The organism is Pseudonocardia sp. EV170527-09 (assembly GCF_008369905.1).
Lineage (GTDB): Bacteria > Actinomycetota > Actinomycetes > Mycobacteriales > Pseudonocardiaceae > Pseudonocardia.
The window spans coordinates 1-19,370 of the sequence record NZ_VRMC01000003.1; the positions used below are offsets into that span (position 1 = coordinate 1).

16 protein-coding genes are annotated in these 19,370 nt (G+C 75.3%); 7 read left to right on the top strand and 9 right to left on the bottom strand.

Translation table 11 applies throughout. From position 1 onward, the window contains the following. Positions 1-40 precede the first annotated feature (40 nt). From FVA95_RS01305 to FVA95_RS01315, 3 genes are all read right to left on the bottom strand, one after another. Positions 41-1,168 carry a dipeptidase gene (locus tag FVA95_RS01305; RefSeq protein WP_149662568.1) on the bottom strand — a complete coding sequence of 376 codons (1,128 nt, stop codon included), beginning with the start codon at positions 1,166-1,168 and terminating at the stop codon, positions 41-43. A gap of 7 nt (positions 1,169-1,175) precedes the next feature. Further along, positions 1,176-2,300 carry an NDMA-dependent alcohol dehydrogenase gene (locus FVA95_RS01310; protein ID WP_149662569.1) on the bottom strand — a complete coding sequence of 375 codons (1,125 nt, stop codon included), beginning with the start codon at positions 2,298-2,300 and terminating at the stop codon, positions 1,176-1,178. Positions 2,301-2,420: 120 nt separating this feature from the next. Continuing rightward, the gene (locus FVA95_RS01315; RefSeq protein WP_149662570.1) at positions 2,421-3,176 is read right to left on the bottom strand and encodes an SDR family NAD(P)-dependent oxidoreductase; all 756 of its coding nucleotides are present in this window, start codon (positions 3,174-3,176) and stop codon (positions 2,421-2,423) included. Positions 3,177-3,356: 180 nt separating this feature from the next. On the opposite strand from FVA95_RS01315, the gene FVA95_RS01320 reads away from it, so the two are divergent. The 4 genes from FVA95_RS01320 to FVA95_RS01335 all read left to right on the top strand — a co-directional run bounded on the left by FVA95_RS01320 (position 3,357) and on the right by FVA95_RS01335 (position 6,161). Next, the gene (locus FVA95_RS01320; protein WP_149662571.1) at positions 3,357-3,995 is read left to right on the top strand and encodes a nicotinamide mononucleotide transporter family protein; all 639 of its coding nucleotides are present in this window, start codon (positions 3,357-3,359) and stop codon (positions 3,993-3,995) included. A 22-nt stretch (positions 3,996-4,017) separates the two neighbouring features. Further along, positions 4,018-4,860: a shikimate dehydrogenase gene (locus FVA95_RS01325; protein ID WP_149662572.1), complete on the top strand. Its 843-nt coding sequence runs from the start codon at positions 4,018-4,020 to the stop codon at positions 4,858-4,860. A gap of 99 nt (positions 4,861-4,959) precedes the next feature. Beyond that, positions 4,960-5,352, top strand: coding sequence for a DUF3253 domain-containing protein (locus FVA95_RS01330; RefSeq protein WP_240051190.1), 393 nt, complete (start codon positions 4,960-4,962; stop codon positions 5,350-5,352). Between the two features lie 5 nt (positions 5,353-5,357). Beyond that, the gene (locus FVA95_RS01335) at positions 5,358-6,161 is read left to right on the top strand and encodes a methyltransferase domain-containing protein (protein WP_149662574.1); all 804 of its coding nucleotides are present in this window, start codon (positions 5,358-5,360) and stop codon (positions 6,159-6,161) included. Positions 6,162-6,186: 25 nt separating this feature from the next. Here the strand turns inward: FVA95_RS01335 and FVA95_RS01340 are convergent, their stop codons facing one another. The 5 genes from FVA95_RS01340 to FVA95_RS01360 form a co-directional block, all read right to left on the bottom strand. Further along, the gene (locus FVA95_RS01340) at positions 6,187-6,789 is read right to left on the bottom strand and encodes a bifunctional 2-polyprenyl-6-hydroxyphenol methylase/3-demethylubiquinol 3-O-methyltransferase UbiG (protein ID WP_240051191.1); all 603 of its coding nucleotides are present in this window, start codon (positions 6,787-6,789) and stop codon (positions 6,187-6,189) included. Between the two features lie 9 nt (positions 6,790-6,798). Next, positions 6,799-8,499 (bottom strand): ACT domain-containing protein, encoded by a 1,701-nt coding sequence (locus tag FVA95_RS33775; RefSeq protein WP_161992156.1) that lies wholly within the window; start codon positions 8,497-8,499, stop codon positions 6,799-6,801. Between the two features lie 267 nt (positions 8,500-8,766). Continuing rightward, complete coding sequence (locus FVA95_RS01350; protein ID WP_149662576.1) at positions 8,767-9,318, bottom strand: ACT domain-containing protein; 552 nt, start codon at positions 9,316-9,318, stop codon at positions 8,767-8,769. Positions 9,319-9,396: 78 nt separating this feature from the next. After that, the gene (gene ilvD / locus FVA95_RS01355) at positions 9,397-11,079 is read right to left on the bottom strand and encodes a dihydroxy-acid dehydratase (RefSeq protein ID WP_149662577.1); all 1,683 of its coding nucleotides are present in this window, start codon (positions 11,077-11,079) and stop codon (positions 9,397-9,399) included. 276 nt (positions 11,080-11,355) lie between these two features. Continuing rightward, on the bottom strand, positions 11,356-13,227 hold the full coding sequence (locus FVA95_RS01360; protein WP_149662635.1) for a DEAD/DEAH box helicase: 1,872 nt from the start codon (positions 13,225-13,227) through the stop codon (positions 11,356-11,358). A gap of 350 nt (positions 13,228-13,577) precedes the next feature. On the opposite strand from FVA95_RS01360, the gene FVA95_RS01365 reads away from it, so the two are divergent. Beyond that, positions 13,578-14,327 carry a tyrosine-protein phosphatase gene (locus FVA95_RS01365; RefSeq protein WP_161992157.1) on the top strand — a complete coding sequence of 250 codons (750 nt, stop codon included), beginning with the start codon at positions 13,578-13,580 and terminating at the stop codon, positions 14,325-14,327. An 82-nt stretch (positions 14,328-14,409) separates the two neighbouring features. Here FVA95_RS01365 and FVA95_RS01370 read toward each other — a convergent pair whose 3' ends face one another. Further along, the gene (locus tag FVA95_RS01370) at positions 14,410-16,920 is read right to left on the bottom strand and encodes a Tex family protein (RefSeq protein WP_240051193.1); all 2,511 of its coding nucleotides are present in this window, start codon (positions 16,918-16,920) and stop codon (positions 14,410-14,412) included. Between the two features lie 250 nt (positions 16,921-17,170). On the opposite strand from FVA95_RS01370, the gene FVA95_RS01375 reads away from it, so the two are divergent. Further along, on the top strand, positions 17,171-17,617 hold the full coding sequence (locus FVA95_RS01375) for a hypothetical protein (protein WP_205015735.1): 447 nt from the start codon (positions 17,171-17,173) through the stop codon (positions 17,615-17,617). Between the two features lie 5 nt (positions 17,618-17,622). After that, positions 17,623-19,287 (top strand): GMC oxidoreductase, encoded by a 1,665-nt coding sequence (locus tag FVA95_RS01380; protein ID WP_149662580.1) that lies wholly within the window; start codon positions 17,623-17,625, stop codon positions 19,285-19,287. Positions 19,288-19,370: the final 83 nt, after the last annotated feature.

The window sequence follows — 19,370 nt, forward strand, 5'->3', positions numbered from 1 at the left end:
TCTCGTTCTCAGCAGAGCCCATAGGGTCTGATGTCATCACTCACAGTGCCCATCCCGCCGGACGCTGAGGTCCGGCGTGTCGGGCCGGAACCACCGTTCGTTGCACAGGCCCCCGCAGGGCGTTGCGGTGCGCGAGCTTGGCCAGGTCGTCGGCGCTCCATCCGCGCTCGGCGAGCGCGTCGAGCAGCCGCGGGTAGGTGGAGACGTCGGAGAGCTCGTCGGGGAGCTCGGAGGTCCCGTCGAAGTCGCCGCCGATGCCGACGTGGTCGATCCCGACGGCCTCGCGGAGGTGCTCGACGTGGGCGACGACGTCGGCGAGGGTCGCGCGCGGCGCGGGCGGCCCGTCCCAGGTCGCGACGAACCGGTCGCGGGCGCCGAGGTCGCGGTGGTCGACACCTGCCGCGGCCATGGCCTCGCGCAGCTGGGTGTCCCAGCCGGTGACCGCGGCGGAGACGAAGCGGGGCACGAACGTCGCCATGACCACGCCACCGTTGCCGGGCAGCGCCTCCAGCACGTCCGCGGGCACGTTGCGCGGGTGGTCGGTGACCGCGCGGGCGCCGGAGTGGGTGAACAGCACCGGCCGGGTGGTGACGGCGAGGGCCTGGTGCATCGTCGACGGCGCGACGTGCGACAGGTCGACGATCATGCCGATGCGGTTCATCTCGGCGACGACCTCGCGGCCGAACGGTGAGAGCCCGTCGTGGCGGGGCGTGTCGGTGGCCGAGTCGGCCCAGTTGTTGTTCAGGTTGTGGGTCAGGGTGAGGTAGCGGACCCCGAGCCCGCGCAGGACCCGCAGCACGGCGAGCGAGTCGGCGATGCAGTGCCCGCCCTCGGCCCCCATCAGGGACGCGACCCGCCCGGATCCGACGACGGCGTCGACGTCGTCGGCGGTGTCGGCGAACGCCAGGGCGTCCGGGTGGGCGGCGAGCAGCCGTCGCACCCGGTCGACCTGGTCGAGGACGGCGGTCACCGCCTCGTCGTGGCCCAGCTCCCCCGGCACGTACACCGACCAGAACTGCGCACCGACCCGCCCGGCACGCAGCCGGGGCAGGTCGGTGTGCAGCCGTCGGTCGCCGGCGGCGATGTCCGGCTCGGCGGCCGGGTCACCCCCGGACAGCTCGCGCAGGGCCCAGGGGAGGTCGTTGTGGCCGTCGAGGACGAACGTCATGCCCCCATCAGTAGCGGATGACGCCGCGGATGTTCTTACCGGCGTGCATGTCCTCGTAGGCGGTGGCGACCTGGTCCAGGGTGTAGGTGGTGGTGACCAGCTCGTCGAGCTTCAGCGCGCCGGCCCGGTAGAGCTCCAGCTGCCGCAGGATGTCCCAGTTCGGGTTGGACATCCCGAACATCGCACCCTGGATGCGCTTCTGGAACAGGGTGACGTCGGCCAGCGACACCGGCAGCGGCTCGGTCGAGTTGATGTCCCCCAGCGCGGTGACGACGACGGTGCCCGCCTTGCGGATCGAGGCCATCGCCTGCCCGATGTGGTCGGGCTTCACGACGCCGACGGTCACGACGGTCTGGTCGGCGCCCTGACCGTTGGTGAACTGCTTCGCGATCTCGGTGGCCTCCTCCATCGTCTCCACCGCGTGCGTGGCGCCGAGCTCCTGGGCCTTCTCCCGCTTCAGCGCGACCGGGTCGACGGCGATGATGTTCGCCGCGCCGGCGTGCGAGGCCCCCTGGACCGCGTTGATGCCGATGCCGCCGATGCCCATGACGATCGTGGTGTGGCCCGGCTGCACGCCGCCGGCGTTGACCGCGGAGCCCCAGCCGGTGCCGACGCCGCAGCCGACCAGGCAGGCGACCTCCAGCGGGATGTCGTCGGGGACCTTCACGCACGAGTCCTCCGAGACCTGCGTGGTCTCGCAGAAGGTCGAGATGCCGCACATCTGGCCGACCGGGGTGCCGTCGTCGGCGAGCCGCAGGCGGGTGGTGTTCTCCTCCCAGCGGGTGCCGGCGAGCAGCCCCGCGCCGAGGTCGCACAGGTTCTGCATGCCGCTGGCGCACCAGCGACAGTGCCCGCAGGACGGCAGGAACGAGAAGACGACGTGGTCGCCCTCCTTGAGGCCCTTCTTGTTCGCCCCGGCGCGGGTGACGATGCCGGAGCCCTCGTGGCCGCCGGCGAACGGGTAGGTGCCGACCGGGATGTCACCGGTGGCGATGTGGTCGTCGGAGTGGCACAGGCCCGACGCGACCATCTTCACCTCGATCTCACCGGCGCGCGGCTCGTCGAGTTCGAGGTCGACGACCTCGTACTTGCCCGGAGCACTCCGGACGATTGCTCCACGGGTGTGTCCCACGGTGGTTCTCCTCAGACGTCGTCGTCCAACGGGATGCGCACGCGACGATATGAGCCAGGCCACTCCAGGGGAAGTGCCACACGCAGATCGCGGGACACCATTCACCTGTAGATCGTGTCGCTAACGGGGCATCCGCCGCCAGACGGCGCGGGGCAGCAGCCGCAGCCCGAGGAACAGCAGCCGCAGCGTGCCGGGCACCCAGACGTCGGCGTTGCCCCGCCCGCGCCGGACCGCGCGCACCGTGGCGTCGGCGACCTGCGCGGGCGTCGACGACAGCGGCGCCGGGCTCATGCCCTCGGTCATCCGGCCGACGACGAACCCCGGGCGGATCAGCACCAGCCGCACCCCGGTGCCGTGCAACGCGTCGGCCAGGCCGGAGGCGAACCCGTCGAGCCCGGCCTTGGCGCTGCCGTAGACGTAGTTGGCGCGCCGCACCCGGACCCCGGCGACCGAGGAGTAGACGACCAGCGTCCCGCTCCCCTGCGCGCGCAGCACCTGGGCCAGCTCGGTGAGCAGGTGGACCTGGGCGAGGTAGTCGGTGTGCACGATCGCGGCGGCGTGCGCGGCGTCGGTCTCGGCGCGGGCCTGGTCGCCGAGGATCCCGAACGCGACGACGGCGACGTCGATCCGCCCGTGCCGGGCGGTCACCTCGTCGAGCAGCGGGCGGTGGCAGGCGAGGTCGTCGGCGTCGAAGGCGACGGTGTCCACCGCGGCGCCCGCGCCCCGCACCCGGGCCGCCTCGGTGGTCAGCTCGTCGGGGCGGCGCGCGGCCAGCACGACCGTGTCGGTGTCCCCGGCGGCGAGCCGTTCGGCGACCTCCAGCCCGATCTCGCTGCGACCACCCAGGACCAGGACCGTGCGTTCCGAACCACCCACACGGTGCAGCCTCCCACCCGGTGGCGGAGCGTCGTCGCCGTGGGGTCGGACGGGGAGACCCGCTCGACCGAGGGAGGTGTGGGTCCGCTCACACCGGCCCGGGTGGGGATGGGCGGGGACGGCGCCGTCGTTGTGTGCTGTCACGGGGCGTGCCCGCCGCGCTCCGGGAAGGGGACCGTCGTGGACCTCCTGCTGCACCACGGGCTGACCGCGTTCGGGCAGTTCGTGTCGTGGGCCGAGCTCGTCGGACAGATCGGCGCCATCGCCGTGGTCTTCCTGGCGCGCCGGCGCAGCCTCGCGACCTGGCCGGTGCAGATGGCGGCCTGCGTGCTGCTGTTCACCGTCTACGCCTCGGCGCACCTGGGCGGGCTCGCGTTCCGGCAGGTCATCGTGCTGGCCATCTCGGTGTTCGGGCTCGTCGCGTGGCTGCGCAGGCGCGACCCGGTCTACGGCCTCGCCGTGCGCCAGGCGAGCACCGCCCAGCGGCTCGGGCTGGCCGGGCTGCTCGTCGGCGGCACCGTCGCCATGGCGCTGGTCCTCGACGCGCTCGACGCCAGCTGGGCGCCCTGGCCGGACGCCGCGATCTTCGTCGGCACCGCGGTCGCGTTCCTCGCCCAGGCTCTGCGGTTCGTCGAGTTCTGGGTGATCTGGCTGCTGGTCGACGCCGTCGGCGTGCCGTTGCAGCTGGCCTCGGGGCTGTGGTTCTCCGCCGCGGTCTACGTCGTGTTCGCCGGGCTGGTCGTGCACGGCTGGTGGAGTTGGGCGCGGACCCGGCGGACCGTGGCGGCCGCGCAGCGGGAGCCGTCGCGGGCGGTCTGAGCCACCGCGGGATACTGCCCGGATGAGCACGTCCCCCGTCCGCCGCGCCGCCGTCCTGGGTTCCCCGATCGCCCATTCGCTGTCCCCCGCGCTGCACAACGCCGCCTACACCGCACTCGGGCTGACCGGCTGGCACTACGACCGGTACGAGGTCGACGAGGCGGGCCTGGCCGGGTTCGTCGCCGGGCTCGGCCCGGAGTGGGCGGGGCTGTCGCTGACGATGCCGCTCAAGCGGGTACTGCTCGACGTCGCCGACCACGTCGCGCCGGGGGCGGCCGCGATCGGTGCCGGCAACACCCTGGTCTTCGAGGGCACCGGCGCGACGGCGCACAACACCGACGTCACCGGGATCGCGCGCTCGCTGCGCGCCGCGGGTGCCGGCGGCGGACGCGCCGTCGTGCTCGGGGCGGGCGGGACCGCGCAGGCCGCCGTCGCCGCGCTGCACGACATGGAGGTCGACGCCGTCGACGTGCTGGTCCGCGACGCCGGGCGGGCCTCCGCGCTGCGCGGGACCGCCGAGCGGCTCGGCACCGAGGTGACGGTGCACGCGGTGCTGACCGACCCGCCCGCCGCGGCGCGGCTGCTCGAGGGCGCCGACGCGGTCGTCTCCACGCTCCCGGCGGGGGCGGCCGACGCCCTGGCCGGCGCCCGCTGGCGGCCGGGGACCGTGCTGCTCGACGCGGTCTACGCGCCGTGGCCGACGGTCGTCGCGGGCGGCGCGGCGGCGGCCGGCGCGCGGATCGTCTCGGGGCTGGAGATGCTGCTGCAGCAGGCTGTCGCGCAGGTCGAGCTCATGACCGGGTGCCCCGGTCCGGAGGCCGCCATGCGCGAGGCCCTCGACGCGGCCGTGCTCGCCCGCAGCTGAGGCCCCGGTCCGACGGCCCACCCGCGCCCCGCTCCGCGAACCCGACGCCCGACGACGCTCGGCGAGCGGAGCGCCGCGAGCGCGACGACCATGGCGGTCGTGGAGAAGACGACGGGGGCCGACGACGGGGACCAGGTCCGCGACCGCCCCCGGGGCTGGCACCGGCGGAAGGGCCGTCCGGTCGACACCGAGCTGGAGTCGGCGATCACCGGGCTCCTCGACCGGCGCAGGAGCGGGGCGACGATCTGCCCGTCCGAGGCGGCCCGCGCCGTCGACCCCGGCGACTGGCGCGACCTCATGGAACCGGCGCGGGCGGCCGCGCGCCGTCTCGTCGACGCCGGGCGGGTGGAGATCCTCCAGTCCGGCCGGGTCGTGGACCCGTCGACGGCGAAGGGGCCGATCCGGATCCGCCGGGTGCCGGACCGAGCGGCCGGCCCGGCCGAACAGGACGCCGGCCGAGCGCCGGGCCGGCTGACGGCGTGCCAGGGCTGACCCCCGTGCCCCGCGACACCTACACCCACGGTCATCCGGGCGTCGTCGTCCGGTCGCACGCGGCCCGTACCGCGCAGGACTCGTGTGCCTACCTGCTGGACCGGCTCGCGCCCGGCACCAGCCTGCTGGATGTCGGCTGCGGCCCCGGCAGCATCACCGCCGACCTCGCCGAGCGGGTCGCGCCCGGCCGGGTGCGCGGCGTCGAGGTGGTGCCCGGCCCCCTGGAGCAGGCCCGCGCCGGTGCCGCCGCCCGCGGCCTGGACGTGGAGTTCGCCGTCGACGACGGCTACGCCCTGTCCGACCCGGACGACACCTGGGACGTCGTGCACGCCCACCAGGTGCTCCAGCACGTGTCCGACCCGGTCGCGGTGCTGCGGGAGATGGGCCGGGTCGCCCGCCCCGGCGGACTGGTCGCCGCCCGCGACGCCGACTACGCCGGGTTCCACTGGTGGCCGCACGACCCGCGTCTGGACCGCTGGTTGGAGCTGTACCGGGCCGTCGCCCGCGGCAACGACGCCGAGCCCGACGCCGGACGGCGGCTGCTCGGCTGGGCGCACGCGGCCGGGTTCACCGAGGTGACACCGTCGGCGTCGGTCTGGTGCCACGCGACCCCGCAGGCCCGCACCGCCTGGGGCGGGATGTGGGCCGACCGCATCCACACCGGGATCGGCCGGATGGCCGTCGACCGCGGGCTGGCCGAGGAGTCCGAGCTGGCGGACATCTCGGCGGCGTGGCGGGAGTGGGCCGCGCACCCGGACGGCTGGCTGGTGATCCCGCACGGCGAGATCCTCGCCCGGGTCCCCGGCTGAGCGGGGCCGGCCGGGCGGCCGCGGGTCAGGCGCGGCGGTGCAGCGCGACGACGTAGTCGCCCCCCGACCACGGCACGCGGTCCCAGGTGGCCCAGCGCGCGACCGGCACGAGTCCGGCGGCGGCGCACCACGCGTCGTGGTCGTCGGGGGTCGGCCAGCCCGGCTGCGTCGCGAACCCGGCGAGCAGCAGCCCGCCGCTGCGCAGGTGTGCCGCGCACCCGGCGACCACCCCGGCACGGTCGGTCGCGTACGGGATCACGTTGCCCGCGAGCACCACCAGCGCGAACCGGTCCGGAAGGTCGAGGTGCTCCAGGCCGGTGGCGACCCAGCGCAGCGCGGGCGCCTTCGCCCGGGCCGCGGCGATCATGTCCGGGTCGGGGTCGACGCCGGTGACGGCGATCCCGCGCCGGTCCAGCTCGATCGCGACGCGGCCGGTGCCGCAGCCGCCGTCGAGGACGGGGCCGTCGCCGCACAGCGCGGTGACCAGGTCGGCCTCGCCGTGCGGGTTCTCCCCCGCCGCGGCCATCGCCGCCCACTTCCGGTCGTAGTCGGTGAGGTCGACGCGGTCCTTCCAGGAGTCCCAGTCGTCGGGCAGGTTCCCGGGGTCGAGCGTACGGTCGTCGGACACCCCGACAGGCTAGACGGGGGCGCCGGCGGTGAGCCGCCGCCGCAGCCACCGGCCCAGCCCGCGGCGGCGGTGCAGCGGGTGCACCACCACGACGGTCTCCGCACCGGTGTCCGGCGCGGTGAGCCGCGCGGCGACGGCGACGAGGTCCCCCGCCCGCGAGCGCAGCAGCAGGCAGCGCCCGCCGGGTGGGAGCAGCACCGAGCGCAGGTCGGCGTCGGTCCAGGTGGTCGTGGCCTCCGGCGACCCCGCGACGCAGGTGCGCAGCAGCGTCGCGAGCTCGGCGGTCTCGGCGCCGGTCGCCGGGGTCGCGGTGAGCGCGTCGCCGTCGTCGAGGAGCAGCTCACCGACCGGGCCGGCAGCGCCCGCGCGCAGGAACGCCTCGGCCCGGGCCCGCTCGGTGACGGTGAACGGCGCCCAGCCCCGGCGCGCGACGAGTGGGGTGCCGTCCGGGCCGGTCAGCTCCAGCACGTGGGTTCCGGTCGCCGGGCCGGCGACGACGTCGTCGGCGTGCAGCAGGGCGGCGAGGGCCTCGCGCAGCCCGTCCGGGGTGCGGGACGCCGCGACGAGGTCGAGCGCCCGGGTGGGGGTGTCGACGAGCTCGTGCGGGTCGGCCGGGGTGACCCGCACGGTGTCCGGGGCGGAGCCGCGCAGCCGTCGCCGGATCACCTGGGAGAGCCGCTCGGCGGTGACCGGGCCGCCGACCAGCATCTCGTCGACCACCGACCCCGCGTCCTGGGCGTGCACCGACAGGGACAGGATGTTGCCGCCGACCTCGGCGACGGCCGCGGTGAGCCGCGCCAGCGCCCCGGACTCGTCGGGCAGCCGGACCCGGACCTTGTGCAGCTCCGGTGCCCCGACCACCCGCAGCACCGTCGGCTCCGGCAGCGCCGGGGCCTCCGACGGCACCGGGGTCTCCGACGGCACCGGGGTCTCCGACGGCACCGGGGTCTCCGACGGCGCCGCGACGGCGGGGCGCCCCTCGACGAGCGTCTGACCCGGTCCGACGGCGTCACGACCGACCGCGCGCAGCGCGGCCCACACCGTCACCTGGTTCGCGGTGAGGACGGGCTTGCCGAGCTCGCGTTCGAGGCCGGCGACGGCGTCGTAGGTGGCGAGGTTGGTGCAGGAGACGAACACCGCCTGCGCGTCGGGGTGGTCGGCGGCGCGCACGGCGTCGGCGACGTCGTCGGCGCGCACCTGCCAGATCCCGCCGAGCAGGCCCAGGCCGTGCCGGGCGACGGTGGCGACGCCGTGCTCGGCGAGGAAGCCGGCGAGCAGGTCGGTGAGGTCGTCGACGTAGGGCGTGGCGACGGCGAGCCGGGTCACGCCCAGCTCGGCGCAGGCCGTGACGAGCGCTCCGGCCGTGGTGACCGCCGCCGGGGCGCCTGCGTCGAGGACCGCGGCACGCAGTGCCCGCTCCCCCGCGGCGCCGTCGACGAAGCTGCCCGAGGTGCACGAGTACGCGACGACGCCGGGCCCGGGTGTCAGGACCTCGCGCACCGCGGTCCGCACCATGGCCGGGTCCGAGATCAGCCGGGCCTGTCCGTCGTCGGCCGGGGTCTCGACGAACGGGGTGCGCGTGAGGTGCAGCGTCGCCCCCTCGGGGACCCAGCGCCACATCTCGTGGTCCAGCGCGAAGTCGTAGGGCACGACCACCCCGACGCCGCACCGCGGCGCCCCCTGCTGCTGCTCGTCCATGCCGGCCTCCACGCCGATGACGATCGCCGTCGTGGGTTGCGGCGGCGGGTCACCTGTGTTTCACGATGATGAGGACGCCGCCGGAGGCCGTGCGTTCCGTCCCGCCGCGGGCGGTGTGGAGGTCGTGCCCAGTTCTCGGATGTCCTGCGCGCAGGATGGCAGCGCCGCGGACACGGTCACAAGCGCGCGCGGCGACCGTCGGCGCCGACCGGTGTCGGCACGTCGCCGAGCGCGGTGACCGACCGGGAGCGTGGGCGGTGCCGCCGGGCTGTCGTACCGTCAGGCGGTCGGCCGGCCGCGCGGGTCGGACTCGGGGCGCGTGGCGACCGCCCGCAGGAACGCCTCGGCCCTGGCGACCTCGGTCACGGTGAACGGCGCTGCCCGGCGGGCGACGATCCGGGTGCCGTCGGCGGCGCACAGCTCGATGTCGTGCTCGTCGCGGGCCCCGGGGTCGTCCGGGCCCGGGGTGCGGACCGATGCGGCGCCGCGCAGCGCCGCGACGCCGTCGGCCGCCGTCCGGCCCGCCGCGACCAGGTCGAGCGCCCGGGTCGGCGGGTCGACCAGGTCGTGCGGGTCGGCCGGCAGCACCATGACCCCGCCGCCGGTGACCGCGTCGCAGATCGCGACCGACAGCTCCCCGACACTGCACGGCCCCGACACCAGCAGCTCGTCGACGACGGAGTGGGCGTCCTGGCCGTGCACCGACAGGGCGAGGATGTTGCAGTCCACCGCGGCCAGGGCCGCGGTGAGGCGGGCCAGGGCGCCCGGTTCGTCGGGCAGCCGCACCCGTACCCGGTAGAGGCCGTTCACGGTCCCGGCATCGGTGCTCATCCCGACCAGCGTCCGTCACCGATGTTGCGAATCCGTGTCGGCGCGATGTCGGCCGGGTCGCGACGGTGCTCCCGCGGGTCAGCCGCAGACCGCCCCGTCGGCCGCCGAGGAGACGAGCTTCGCGTACTTGCCGAGCACCCCGCGCCGGTTCGTCGGCTCGGGGCACGTCCACCCCGCGCGACGCCGCTCCAGCTCGGCGGGCTCGACGCCGATGTCGATCGTGCGGGCCTTCATGTCCAGGGTGATCGTGTCCCCGTCGTGGACGAGCGCGATCGGTCCGCCGTCGGCGGCCTCGGGCGCGACGTGCCCGACGCACAGCCCGGTCGTCGCCCCGGAGAAGCGTCCGTCGGTGACCAGCAGGACCTCCTTGCCGAGGCCCGCGCCCTTGATCCGCCCGGTGACGGCCAGCATCTCCCGCATCCCGGGCCCGCCGCGGGGGCCCTCGTAGCGGATCAGGACGATCGTGCCGGGCCCGATCTCACCGGCGTCGACGGCGTCGAGCGCGCCCTGCTCGCCGTCGAAGACGCGGGCGGTGCCGGTGAAGGTGGTGGCGTCGAACCCGGCGGACTTGACCACCGCGCCGTCGGGGGCGAGCGAGCCGCGCAGGATCGTGAGCCCGCCGGTGGGGTGGATCGGGTTCGCGAGGTCGTGGATGACCGAGCCGTCGAGGCCGGGCGGGTCGAGCTCGGCGAGGTTCTCCGCGACCGTGGCGCCGGTGACGGTGCGGGCGTCGCCGTGGATCAGGCCGGCGTCGAGCAGGGCCTTCATCACCACCGGCACGCCCCCGACCTGGTCGACGGCGTACATCAGGTGCCGCCCGAACGGCTTGACGTCGGCCAGGTGCGGGATCCGGTCGCCGACGGTGTTGAAGTCGTCCAGGGTCAGCGGCACCTCGGCCTCGCGGGCGATGGCGAGCAGGTGCAGCACCGCGTTGGTGGACCCGCCGAAGGCCATGACGACGGCGATCGCGTTCTCGAAGGCCTCGCGGGTCAGGATCGACCGCGCGGTCAGCCCCTTCGCGATCATCCCGACCGCGGCCTCGCCGGAGGCCCGGGCGACGCCGTCGCGACGCCGGTCCACCGCGGGCGGGCTGGCCGAGCCGGGCAGCGCCATCCCGAGCGCCTCGGCCGCCGCGGCCATCGTGTTCGCGGTGTAGAAGCCGCCGCACGCCCCCTCCCCCGGGCACATGGCGCGTTCCAGGGTGTCGAGCTCGTCGGGGGTGATCAGGCCGCGGGCACAGGCGCCGATGCCCTCGAAGGCGTCACCGATGTTGACCTCGCGCTCGCCGACCCGGCCCGGCATGATCGATCCGGCGTAGACGAACACCCCGGCGAGGTCGAGCCGGGCCGCGGCCATCAGCATCCCGGGCAGCGACTTGTCGCAGCCCGCCAGCAGCACCGTCCCGTCGAGCCGCTCGGCCTCGACGACGGTCTCCACCGAGTCGGCGATGATCTCCCGGCTCACCAGCGAGTAGTGCATGCCCCGGTGCCCCATGGAGATGGCGTCGGAGACCGAGATGGTGCCGAACTCCAGCGGGTAGCCACCCGCGGTGTGCACGCCCTCCTTCGCCGCGGTCGCGAGCCGTTGCAGCGACAGGTTGCACGGGGTGATCTCGTTCCAGGACGAGGCGATGCCGATCTGGGGCTTGGCGAAGTCGTCGTCGCGCATGCCGACCGCCCGCAGCATGCTGCGGGCGGCGGTGGCACCGATGCCGTCGGTGACCTGGTGACTGCGGGGCTTGCGGGAACTGGTGGTGGTCATGCGCGCTCCTCGGCCGGACTCCGGTGGTCGGGACGGGCCGATCCTCCCGCAGATCGCCGGTGCAGGCCCGGCGGCATCGCCTTCCACGGGGGCGACCGCGACTCCCGGGTCCGCGGGCTGCCTGACGATGCGGAACCAAGGACGCGCCGGTGTGCTTCGGCACGCTGCGCCACGGTGACCGGGTCGAGGTGCACCGACCGTCCCCACCGACCCTTCCCCACCGACGACGACAGAGGCCCCGCGCGGATCGCGCGGGGCCCCTGTCGTGTACCGGGTCTAGCGGGCGCCGGCGTTGTCCCGGTCGCGACGCACGTTGGCCTTGCGGCCCTTGAGCGTCGTCGCACCGCGCAGCGAGCGCAGCACGTCGTCCGCGGCGTGCTCGGGCACCTCGACCAGCGAGTGGCGCTCGTGGATCTGGATGGCGCCGATGTCGCGGCCGGACAGCCGGGACTCGTTCGCCAGCGCACCCACGATGTCCTGCGGGCGCACGCCGGAGGCACGGCCCGCCGAGACGAACAGGCGGGTCGCACCGGCCTTCGGCGGACGGGCACCCTGACCGCGGGCACCGCCCGGACGACCGTCGCGGTCGCGGCGCGGGCCACGGTCACCGGAGCCGCTGTCGCGGCCGCCGCGCGAGCGGACCTGCGGGATCTCGATCTCGTCGTCCGGCACCGAGTTGCCGGCGCGGGCGATCCGGATCGCCGCGGCGGCGATCGAGGCGAGGTCGTGGTCGCGGGCCAGCTCGACGACGAGCTGCTCCACGCCGTCCTGCGGCGGAGTGTCGGCGTCCTGACCGGCCTGCTCGCGCAGGGCCAGCGCAGTGCGGGCGAGCCGCACGGTGCGCAGGTCCTCCGGCGAGGGCACCGGCGCGCTGGGCACCGACGCGCCGATGAGGCGCTCGATGTTGCGCAGGTGACGCACCGACCCCGGGGTGACCAGGGTGATCGCGACGCCCTCGCGCCCCGCGCGGCCGACCCGGCCGATGCGGTGCACGTAGGACTCCGGCGACGACGGGACGTCGTGGTTGACCACGTGGGTCAGCGAGTCGATGTCGAGACCACGGGCCGCGACGTCGGTGGCGACCAGCAGCTCGGTGCGGCCGGCGCGCAGGCGCTCGACGACCCGGGTGCGGTGCTCCTGGTCCATCCCGCCGTGCAGTGCCTCGGCGCGCAGCCCGCGCGCGGTCAGCGTCTCGGTGACGGCGTCGACGTCGGCACGGGTGCGGCAGAACACGATCGCCGCGGTCGGCTGCTCCATCTCGAGCACCCGGCCCAGCGCGACGGTGACGTGGCTGCGCGGCACGTGGTAAGCGGTCTGGCGGACCCGCGGGGCCTCGCCCTCGGGCGTGGCCTCCTTCTTGATCCGGATGTCGGCCGGGTCGCTCAGGTGGGTCCGCGCCAGGCTCTGGATGCGGCCCGGCATGGTCGCGGAGAACAGCACGGTCTGACGGCCCCGCGGCGTGGCGCCGAGGATCGTCTCGATGTCCTCGACGAAGCCCATGTCGAGCATCTCGTCGGCCTCGTCCAGGACGGCGACCTCGATCGCGTCCAGCGCGAGTGCACCGCGGTTGACCAGGTCGATCGCCCGGCCCGGGGTGGCGACGACGATGTCGACGCCGCGACGGAGCTGGCCCAGCTGCGGGCCGATGGGCGCGCCGCCGTAGACGCAGGCGACCGAGGCACCGAGCGCGGCGCCGTACTTGGAGACCGCGTCGCCGACCTGCATGGCCAGCTCACGGGTCGGGGCGAGCACCAGGCCGAAGGGCTTGGCACCGCGGGAGCGGGAGGTGCGGCCGTCGGCCAGGCGCTGCAGCATCGGCAGCGAGAACGCGGCGGTCTTGCCGGTACCGGTGGCGGCCTGGCCCAGCAGGTCGCGCCCGGCGATCAGCGGGCCGATCGCGGCGGCCTGGATCGGGCTCGGCGAGGCGTAGCCCAGCTTCTCCAGGGTGTCGAGCAGCTGCGGCGCGAGGCCCAGGTCGGCGAAGGTCGGGCCGGCCGGGGTGTCGTCGACGGGCTCGTCGGCGGTGTCCGCGTGCTCGGCGCCGGCGTCCTCGGCCACCTCGTCCGAGGAGATGTGCTCCTCGACGGCGGTCGCATCGGGGGTGGCGGCGACCTCGGTGTCGAGCTCGGCGGTGTCGGTGTCCGTCATGGCGGCGGAAGTGGTGATCTCGTCTCCGGAGTCGTTCAGGTCGGGGTGCTGGTCCAGCAGAATGGTCACTCGGTCCTCAAATGGCGTGCGCAGGGGGTGCGCTGTGTCGTCGGGCGGCTCTCGCCCGCTCCCAGCCCGCCAGGCCCGCGTGCGGCATCTCGATCCAGATGATGTGCCGGTGAACCCAGACCTCCGGGGCTCGCGGCCGTGCGTCATCGCCTACGGCCGTCGATCGACCAGTGTGCCATGTCCCGGCGCGACGCGTGCGCCGGGTCCGCGTGACCGACGCCACCGATGCCCCTGGTCACGCCCCCCGGCGCGGCCACGGCGAGATCACCCACCCTGGTCGGGTGACGGCATTCCTCTCCGGCGCGGCGACCCGGCGCCCGGCGAACCTGCGTGATCTCGGCGGTCTCCGCACGACGGACGGCTACCGGGTACGGCGCGGGGTGCTCTACCGGTCCGACGCCCCCCGCCCCGGCGACCCCCACGACGCCCGGGCCCTCGACCTGCCCGACGGCTCCCCGTGGCCGCCGCGGACCGTCGTCGACCTGCGCTCGGCGGCGGAGACGCGCGAGCCGCACCCGCTCGCCGACGTCGCCGACGTCCGGCCGGTCCCGCTCGGCTCGTCGCTGACCCCGGAGCGGGTCGCGACGGCCGCCGCCGGCCAGGACGGGCTCGAGTGGGCCTACCGGCTGCTGACCTCGGAGGCCGGCGCCGAGCTGGCCGGGATCGTGCGGACCGTCGCCGACGCGCCCGCCCCCGTCCTCGTGCACTGCGCCGCGGGCAAGGACCGCACCGGGATCGTGGTCGGGGTGCTGCTGGCCGTGCTGGACGTGCCGCGCGCGACGATCGTCGCGGACTACCTGCGCACCAACGAGGTCCTGCCGACCCTGTGGGACCGGCTGCGCGCCTGGGGACAGCCCGAGCCCGACCACGAGGCGCTGCTCGGGGTGGACGCCGCCGCCCTGGAGGCCGTGCTCGACGACCTCGACGCCCACCCCGGCGGACCGGCGGGCCGGCTGCGCAGCTGGGGCGTGACCGACGACGACCTGCGCCGCCTCGCCGAGCGGCTGCTGGAGCCGGACCTCCCCCGCTGACCCCGCCCACACCCCTCTCGCACGAACGGGCCCCTCGTACGCACGGTGCGTACGAGGGGCCCGTTCGTGCGAGGGCGCGGGGTCAGGACTTCCCGAAGCCCGCCTTGCGCAGGGCCTCGGCCATCGCGTCGTTGGCGGGACCGCGGTCCTGGCGACCGCCGGAGCCCCCGCGACCGCCCTGCCCTCCGGAGCCACCACGCCCGCCGTCGCGTCCGCCCCGGCCACGGTCACCGCCGCCCTGACCACGTCCGGCACCCTGGCCGCGTCCGCCGCCCTGGCCACCGCCCGGACCGCGCCCGCCGCCGTCGCGACCACGGCCGCCCTGGCCGGGCCCCTGCCCACCGCCCTGGCCCTGACCGGGCCCGCGGGACCGGCCGCCGCGCTCGCCCGCGCCGGGCTCGTCGTCCAGCCGCAGGGTCAGCGAGATCCGCTTGCGGGCCTCGTCGACCTCCAGGACCTTCACCTTGACCACGTCACCGGACTTGGCGACGTCGCGCGGGTCGGACACGAAGTCCTTGCTCATCGCGCTCACGTGCACGAGACCGTCCTGGTGCACACCGACGTCGACGAACGCGCCGAACGCGGCGACGTTGGTGACGACGCCCTCCAGCAGCATCCCGGGCCGCAGGTCGGAGATCTTGTGGACGCCCTCGGCGAAGGTCGCGGTGCGGAACGCCGGGCGCGGGTCCCGGCCGGGCTTCTCCAGCTCGGCCAAGATGTCGGTGACGGTCGGGAGCCCGACAGTGTCGTCGACGTAGTCCTTGGGCTTGATCTGGTGCAGCCGCGCGGCGTTGCCCATCAGCGCGGAGACCTCCAGCGAGGTGCGCTCCACCATCTTGCGCACCACCGGGTAGGACTCGGGGTGCACGCCGGTGACGTCGAGCGGCTCGTCGCCGCCGCGGATCCGGAGGAAGCCCGCGCACTGCTCGAACGCCTTGGGCCCGAGCCTTGCGACGCCGGTCAGCGCGGTCCGGTTCCGGAACGGGCCGTTCTCGTCGCGGTGGGCGACGATCGCGGCGGCGAGGGACTCGGAGATGCCCGAGACCCGGCGCAGCAGCGGCGCGGACGCGGAGTTCACGTCCACCCCGACGGCGTTCACACAGTCCTCGACGACCGCGTCGAGCGACCGCGACAGCGACGACTCGGGCAGGTCGTGCTGGTACTGGCCGACCCCGATCGACTTCGGGTCGATCTTGACCAGCTCGGCGAGCGGGTCCTGCAGGCGCCGCGCGATGGAGACCGCGCCGCGCAGCGAGACGTCCATGTCGGGCAGCTCGGCCGAGGCGTAGGCCGACGCCGAGTACACCGACGCGCCGGCCTCGGACACCATCACCTTGGTGAGCTTCAGGCCCGGGTTGGCCGCGATCAGCTCACCGGCCAGCGCGTCGGTCTCGCGCGAGGCGGTGCCGTTGCCGATCGCGATGAGCTCGACCGCGTGCTTCGCGCACAGCGCCGCCAGGGTCTTCAGCGACCCGGCGCGGTCCTTGCGGGGCTCGTGCGGGTAGATCACCGCGGTGTCGACGACCTTGCCGGTCGCGTCGACGACGGCGACCTTGACCCCGGTGCGCAGGCCCGGGTCGAGGCCCAGGGTCGCGCGGGTGCCCGCGGGGGCGGCGAGCAGGAGGTCGCGCAGGTTCGCCGCGAACACCCCGATCGCACCCTCCTCGGCGGCGGTGCGCAGCCGGACCCGGATGTCGATGCCGAGCGCGGTGAGCAGCCGGGTCCGCCACGCCCACCGGACGACGCCGAGCAGCCAGGCGTCGCCGGGACGGCCACGGTCGGCGATGCCGTACTCGGCGGCGATCAGCGCCTCGTAGGGGTTCGGCTCGTCGTCGGCGACACCGGCGTCGAGGGTGACGTCGAGCGCCTCCTCGGACTCGCCGCGGAAGGCCGCGAGGATCCGGTGCGACGGCAGCGTCGTGAACTTCTCGGCGAAGGCGAAGTAGTCCGAGAACTTGGCCGCGGCCGGGTCGTTCTCCTTGCCCTCACGGACCGTGGTGACCAGCCTGCCGTGGGTCCACATCCGCTCGCGCAGGCCACCGACGAGGTCGGCGTTCTCCCCGATCCGCTCGACCAGGATCGACCGGGCGCCCTCCAGCGCGGCGCCGGCGCCGGCGACCTCGTCGGTCACGTAGCCCGAGGCGGTCTCGTGCGGGTCGAGCGTCGGGTCGGCGAGCAGCGCGTCGGCCAGCGGCTCCAGGCCCTGCTCGCGGGCGATCATCGCCTTGGTGCGGCGCTTGGGCTTGTAGGGCAGGTAGATGTCCTCGAGCCGGGCCTTGGACTCGGCGGCGAGGATGGTGGCCTCGAGGGCCTCGTCGAGCTTGCCCTGCGAGCGGATGGAGTCGAGGACGACGGTGCGCCGCTCCTCCAGCTCCCGCAGGTAGCGCAGCCGCTCCTCCAGGGTGCGGAGCTGGGCGTCGTCGAGTCCGCCGGTCGCCTCCTTGCGGTACCGCGCGACGAACGGGACCGTCGAGCCCTCGTCCAGCAGGGCCACCGCGGCCCCGACCTGGTCCGGCCGGGCGCCGAGTTCGTCGGCGATGCGCTGGTTGATCGAGCGGTGCTGCTGGATGTCCGGGGGTGCCGTGCCTGTCACCGCCCCATCGTCGCGAACGGTGTCGCGGGCGCCACCGCCGGGTGGGGGTCGGGCCCGCCCCCGTCCGGGCGGGTGCCTCCGGGACCGCCGACAAGTGTCCGACATCCGATGGAGAACCCGGTGGGTGAGCGCTCGCTCACCCGTGCCAGACTTCCGTCGTGACCCGCTGTGGATCATGGCCCGCCCGCGGGCACGGGTCCCGCCACCTCGTCCCCGACCGCTCCCCCAGGTCCCGGAGGTTCCCGTGAGATTGCTCGGCCCAGTGCTGCCCGTGCTCGTCGGCGTGGTCGTCGGAATGGTCGCAGCCGGGGCGGGTGCGGGGGTCGCGTCCGCGTCCACCTGTGACGACGCCTGCCGGGTCGACGGGGCCCGCGCCTACGTGGCCGCGCTCGTCGACCACGACCCCTCGGCGGTGCCGTTCCACCCGGACGCGACCCGGGTCGAGGCGGGGCTGCCGACCGGGTTCTCCGGCGACCAGCTGCGCGCCGACCTGCGGTACGGCCCGCAGTACCGGATCATCCGCGGCGTCTCCGACGAGACCTTCCGCGTGCGCGCGGACGGCGTCGTGGTCGCGGACTTCACCCTGTCCGTCGGGGTGGGCCCGGTCGGCCTCACGACCGCACGGGTGCACGAGACCTTCCGCTACGAGAGCGGTCTGATCCGCGAGATCGTCGCCGACATCCGGATCGGAGGCTGACCGGCATGCGGGTGACCAGCCGCCGAGGCTTCCTGACCGGTGCCGCGCTCGGCGCCGCCGCGCTGGGCGCCGCCGGGACCGCGAACGCCGCGCCCGCCCTGCTGCGCCGGGACGTGACCGCGATGTCCGCTCCGGCCGTCGTCGTCGGGAGCGGGCTCGGCGGGTCGATCGCCGCGGCCCGGCTCGCCGAGGCGGGCGTGCGCACCCTGGTCCTCGAACGCGGCCGCCGCTGGACCACCCCGGCCGCCGACACGTTCCCACCGTTCCTGCGCCCGGACCGTCGCTCGTCGTGGCTGACGCCCGCGCCGGTGTTCCCCGGCCAGCCACCGACGCTGTACAAGCCCTACACCGGACTGTTCGAGAAGGTGTCCGGGCGCGGGATGAGCGTGCTCTGCGGGGCCGGGGTGGGCGGATCGACCCTGGTCTACGCCGGAGTCTGGATCCGGCCGGACGCGGCGGTGTTCGCCGCGGCGATCCCCGGCGTCGACCACGACGAGCTCGCCGCCGTCCACTACCCGCGCGCGGCCGCCCGGGTCGGGGTCTCGCCGATCCCCGACGACGTCCTGGCCCACCCCACGCACGTCGGCACCCGGCTGTTTCTGGAGCAGGCCCGCCGCGCTGGTCTGACGGCGCAGCTGCTGCCCAACGCCACCGACTGGGACGTCGTGCGCGCCGAGTTCGCCGGGCGCGCGACCCCGTCGATGTCGGTCGGCGAGTACTTCTCCGGGGTCAACTCCGGGGCGCGGCTGTCCTCGGACAAGAACTACCTGCGCGACGCCGAGGCCTCCGGTCTGGTCACCGTCGCCCCGCTGCACCGGGTCACCGACCTGCACGCGCTCGGCGGCGGCCGCTACCGGCTCGACGTCGAGCGGATCGACACCGACGGCGGCGTGCAGGAGCGGATCGCGCTCACCACCGGCGCGGTGTTCCTCGCCGCCGGGTCGACCGGCACCTCCCGGTTGCTCGTACGGGCCCGCGAGACCGGGACGCTGCCCGACCTCACCGCCGATGCCGGCCGGTTCTGGGGTAACAACGGCGACCGCATCCAGCTGCGCGTCGGCGTCCCCGAGCCCGCGGGCGGACCGCAGGCCGGACCGATGGCGGCCGGCATCCGCCCGCCCACCGACGACCGCGCCGAGGCCGTCACGCTCACCTACGGTCCCGCGCCACTGCCGTTCGACATCCGGGCGATGTCGCTGCCCGGGTTCGGGGCCTGCGACCCGGTGGGCGAGTTCCGCTTCGACACCGCCACCGGCGAGGCCGTCCTGCACTGGCCCACCGACGGCGACGCCGACGCCCAGCGCACCGTCCGCGACCTCACCCAGCGGTTGATCGCGCCCGACGCCCCGCTCGGGGCCGGGCTGGGCCGAACCGTGTCCGGCCTGGCCGCGCAGCTGCCGTCGGGCCTGTCCGGGCTGGTCGCCCGCGCCGCGGACGCCCCGACCGGAGTGCTCGACCTGGGCACCCTGGACCCGGTGACGTGGCACCCGCTGGGCGGCGCGGTCCTGGGCCGGGTCACCGACGACCGCGGGCGCGTCACCGGGCACCCGGGGCTGCACGTCGTCGACGGGGCGCTGGTGCCGGGGTCGACCGGCAGCACCAACCCGTCCTGGACGATCGCCGCGATCGTGGAGCGGGCGATGGACGGGATCCTGCGCGACGGCCTCTGACCGCCGCGCCCGTGGCGACCCGCCGCCGTTCGTGGCACCCCGCGCACGGGGCGCCACGCGAGGTCAGCGGGTGCCGCGGTCCC

Excerpts from the sequence above, each read along its gene's own strand:
- FVA95_RS01305 (WP_149662568.1), bottom strand. The coding sequence starts at position 1,168 with ATGACGTTCGTCCTCGACGGCCACAACGACCTCCCCTGGGCCCTGCGC.
- FVA95_RS01325 (WP_149662572.1), top strand. The coding sequence starts at position 4,018 with ATGAGCACGTCCCCCGTCCGCCGCGCCGCCGTCCTGGGTTCCCCGATC.
- FVA95_RS01350 (WP_149662576.1), bottom strand. The coding sequence starts at position 9,318 with ATGAGCACCGATGCCGGGACCGTGAACGGCCTCTACCGGGTACGGGTG.
- ilvD (WP_149662577.1), bottom strand. The coding sequence starts at position 11,079 with ATGACCACCACCAGTTCCCGCAAGCCCCGCAGTCACCAGGTCACCGAC.
- FVA95_RS01360 (WP_149662635.1), bottom strand. The coding sequence starts at position 13,227 with ATGACGGACACCGACACCGCCGAGCTCGACACCGAGGTCGCCGCCACC.
- FVA95_RS01380 (WP_149662580.1), top strand. The coding sequence starts at position 17,623 with ATGCGGGTGACCAGCCGCCGAGGCTTCCTGACCGGTGCCGCGCTCGGC.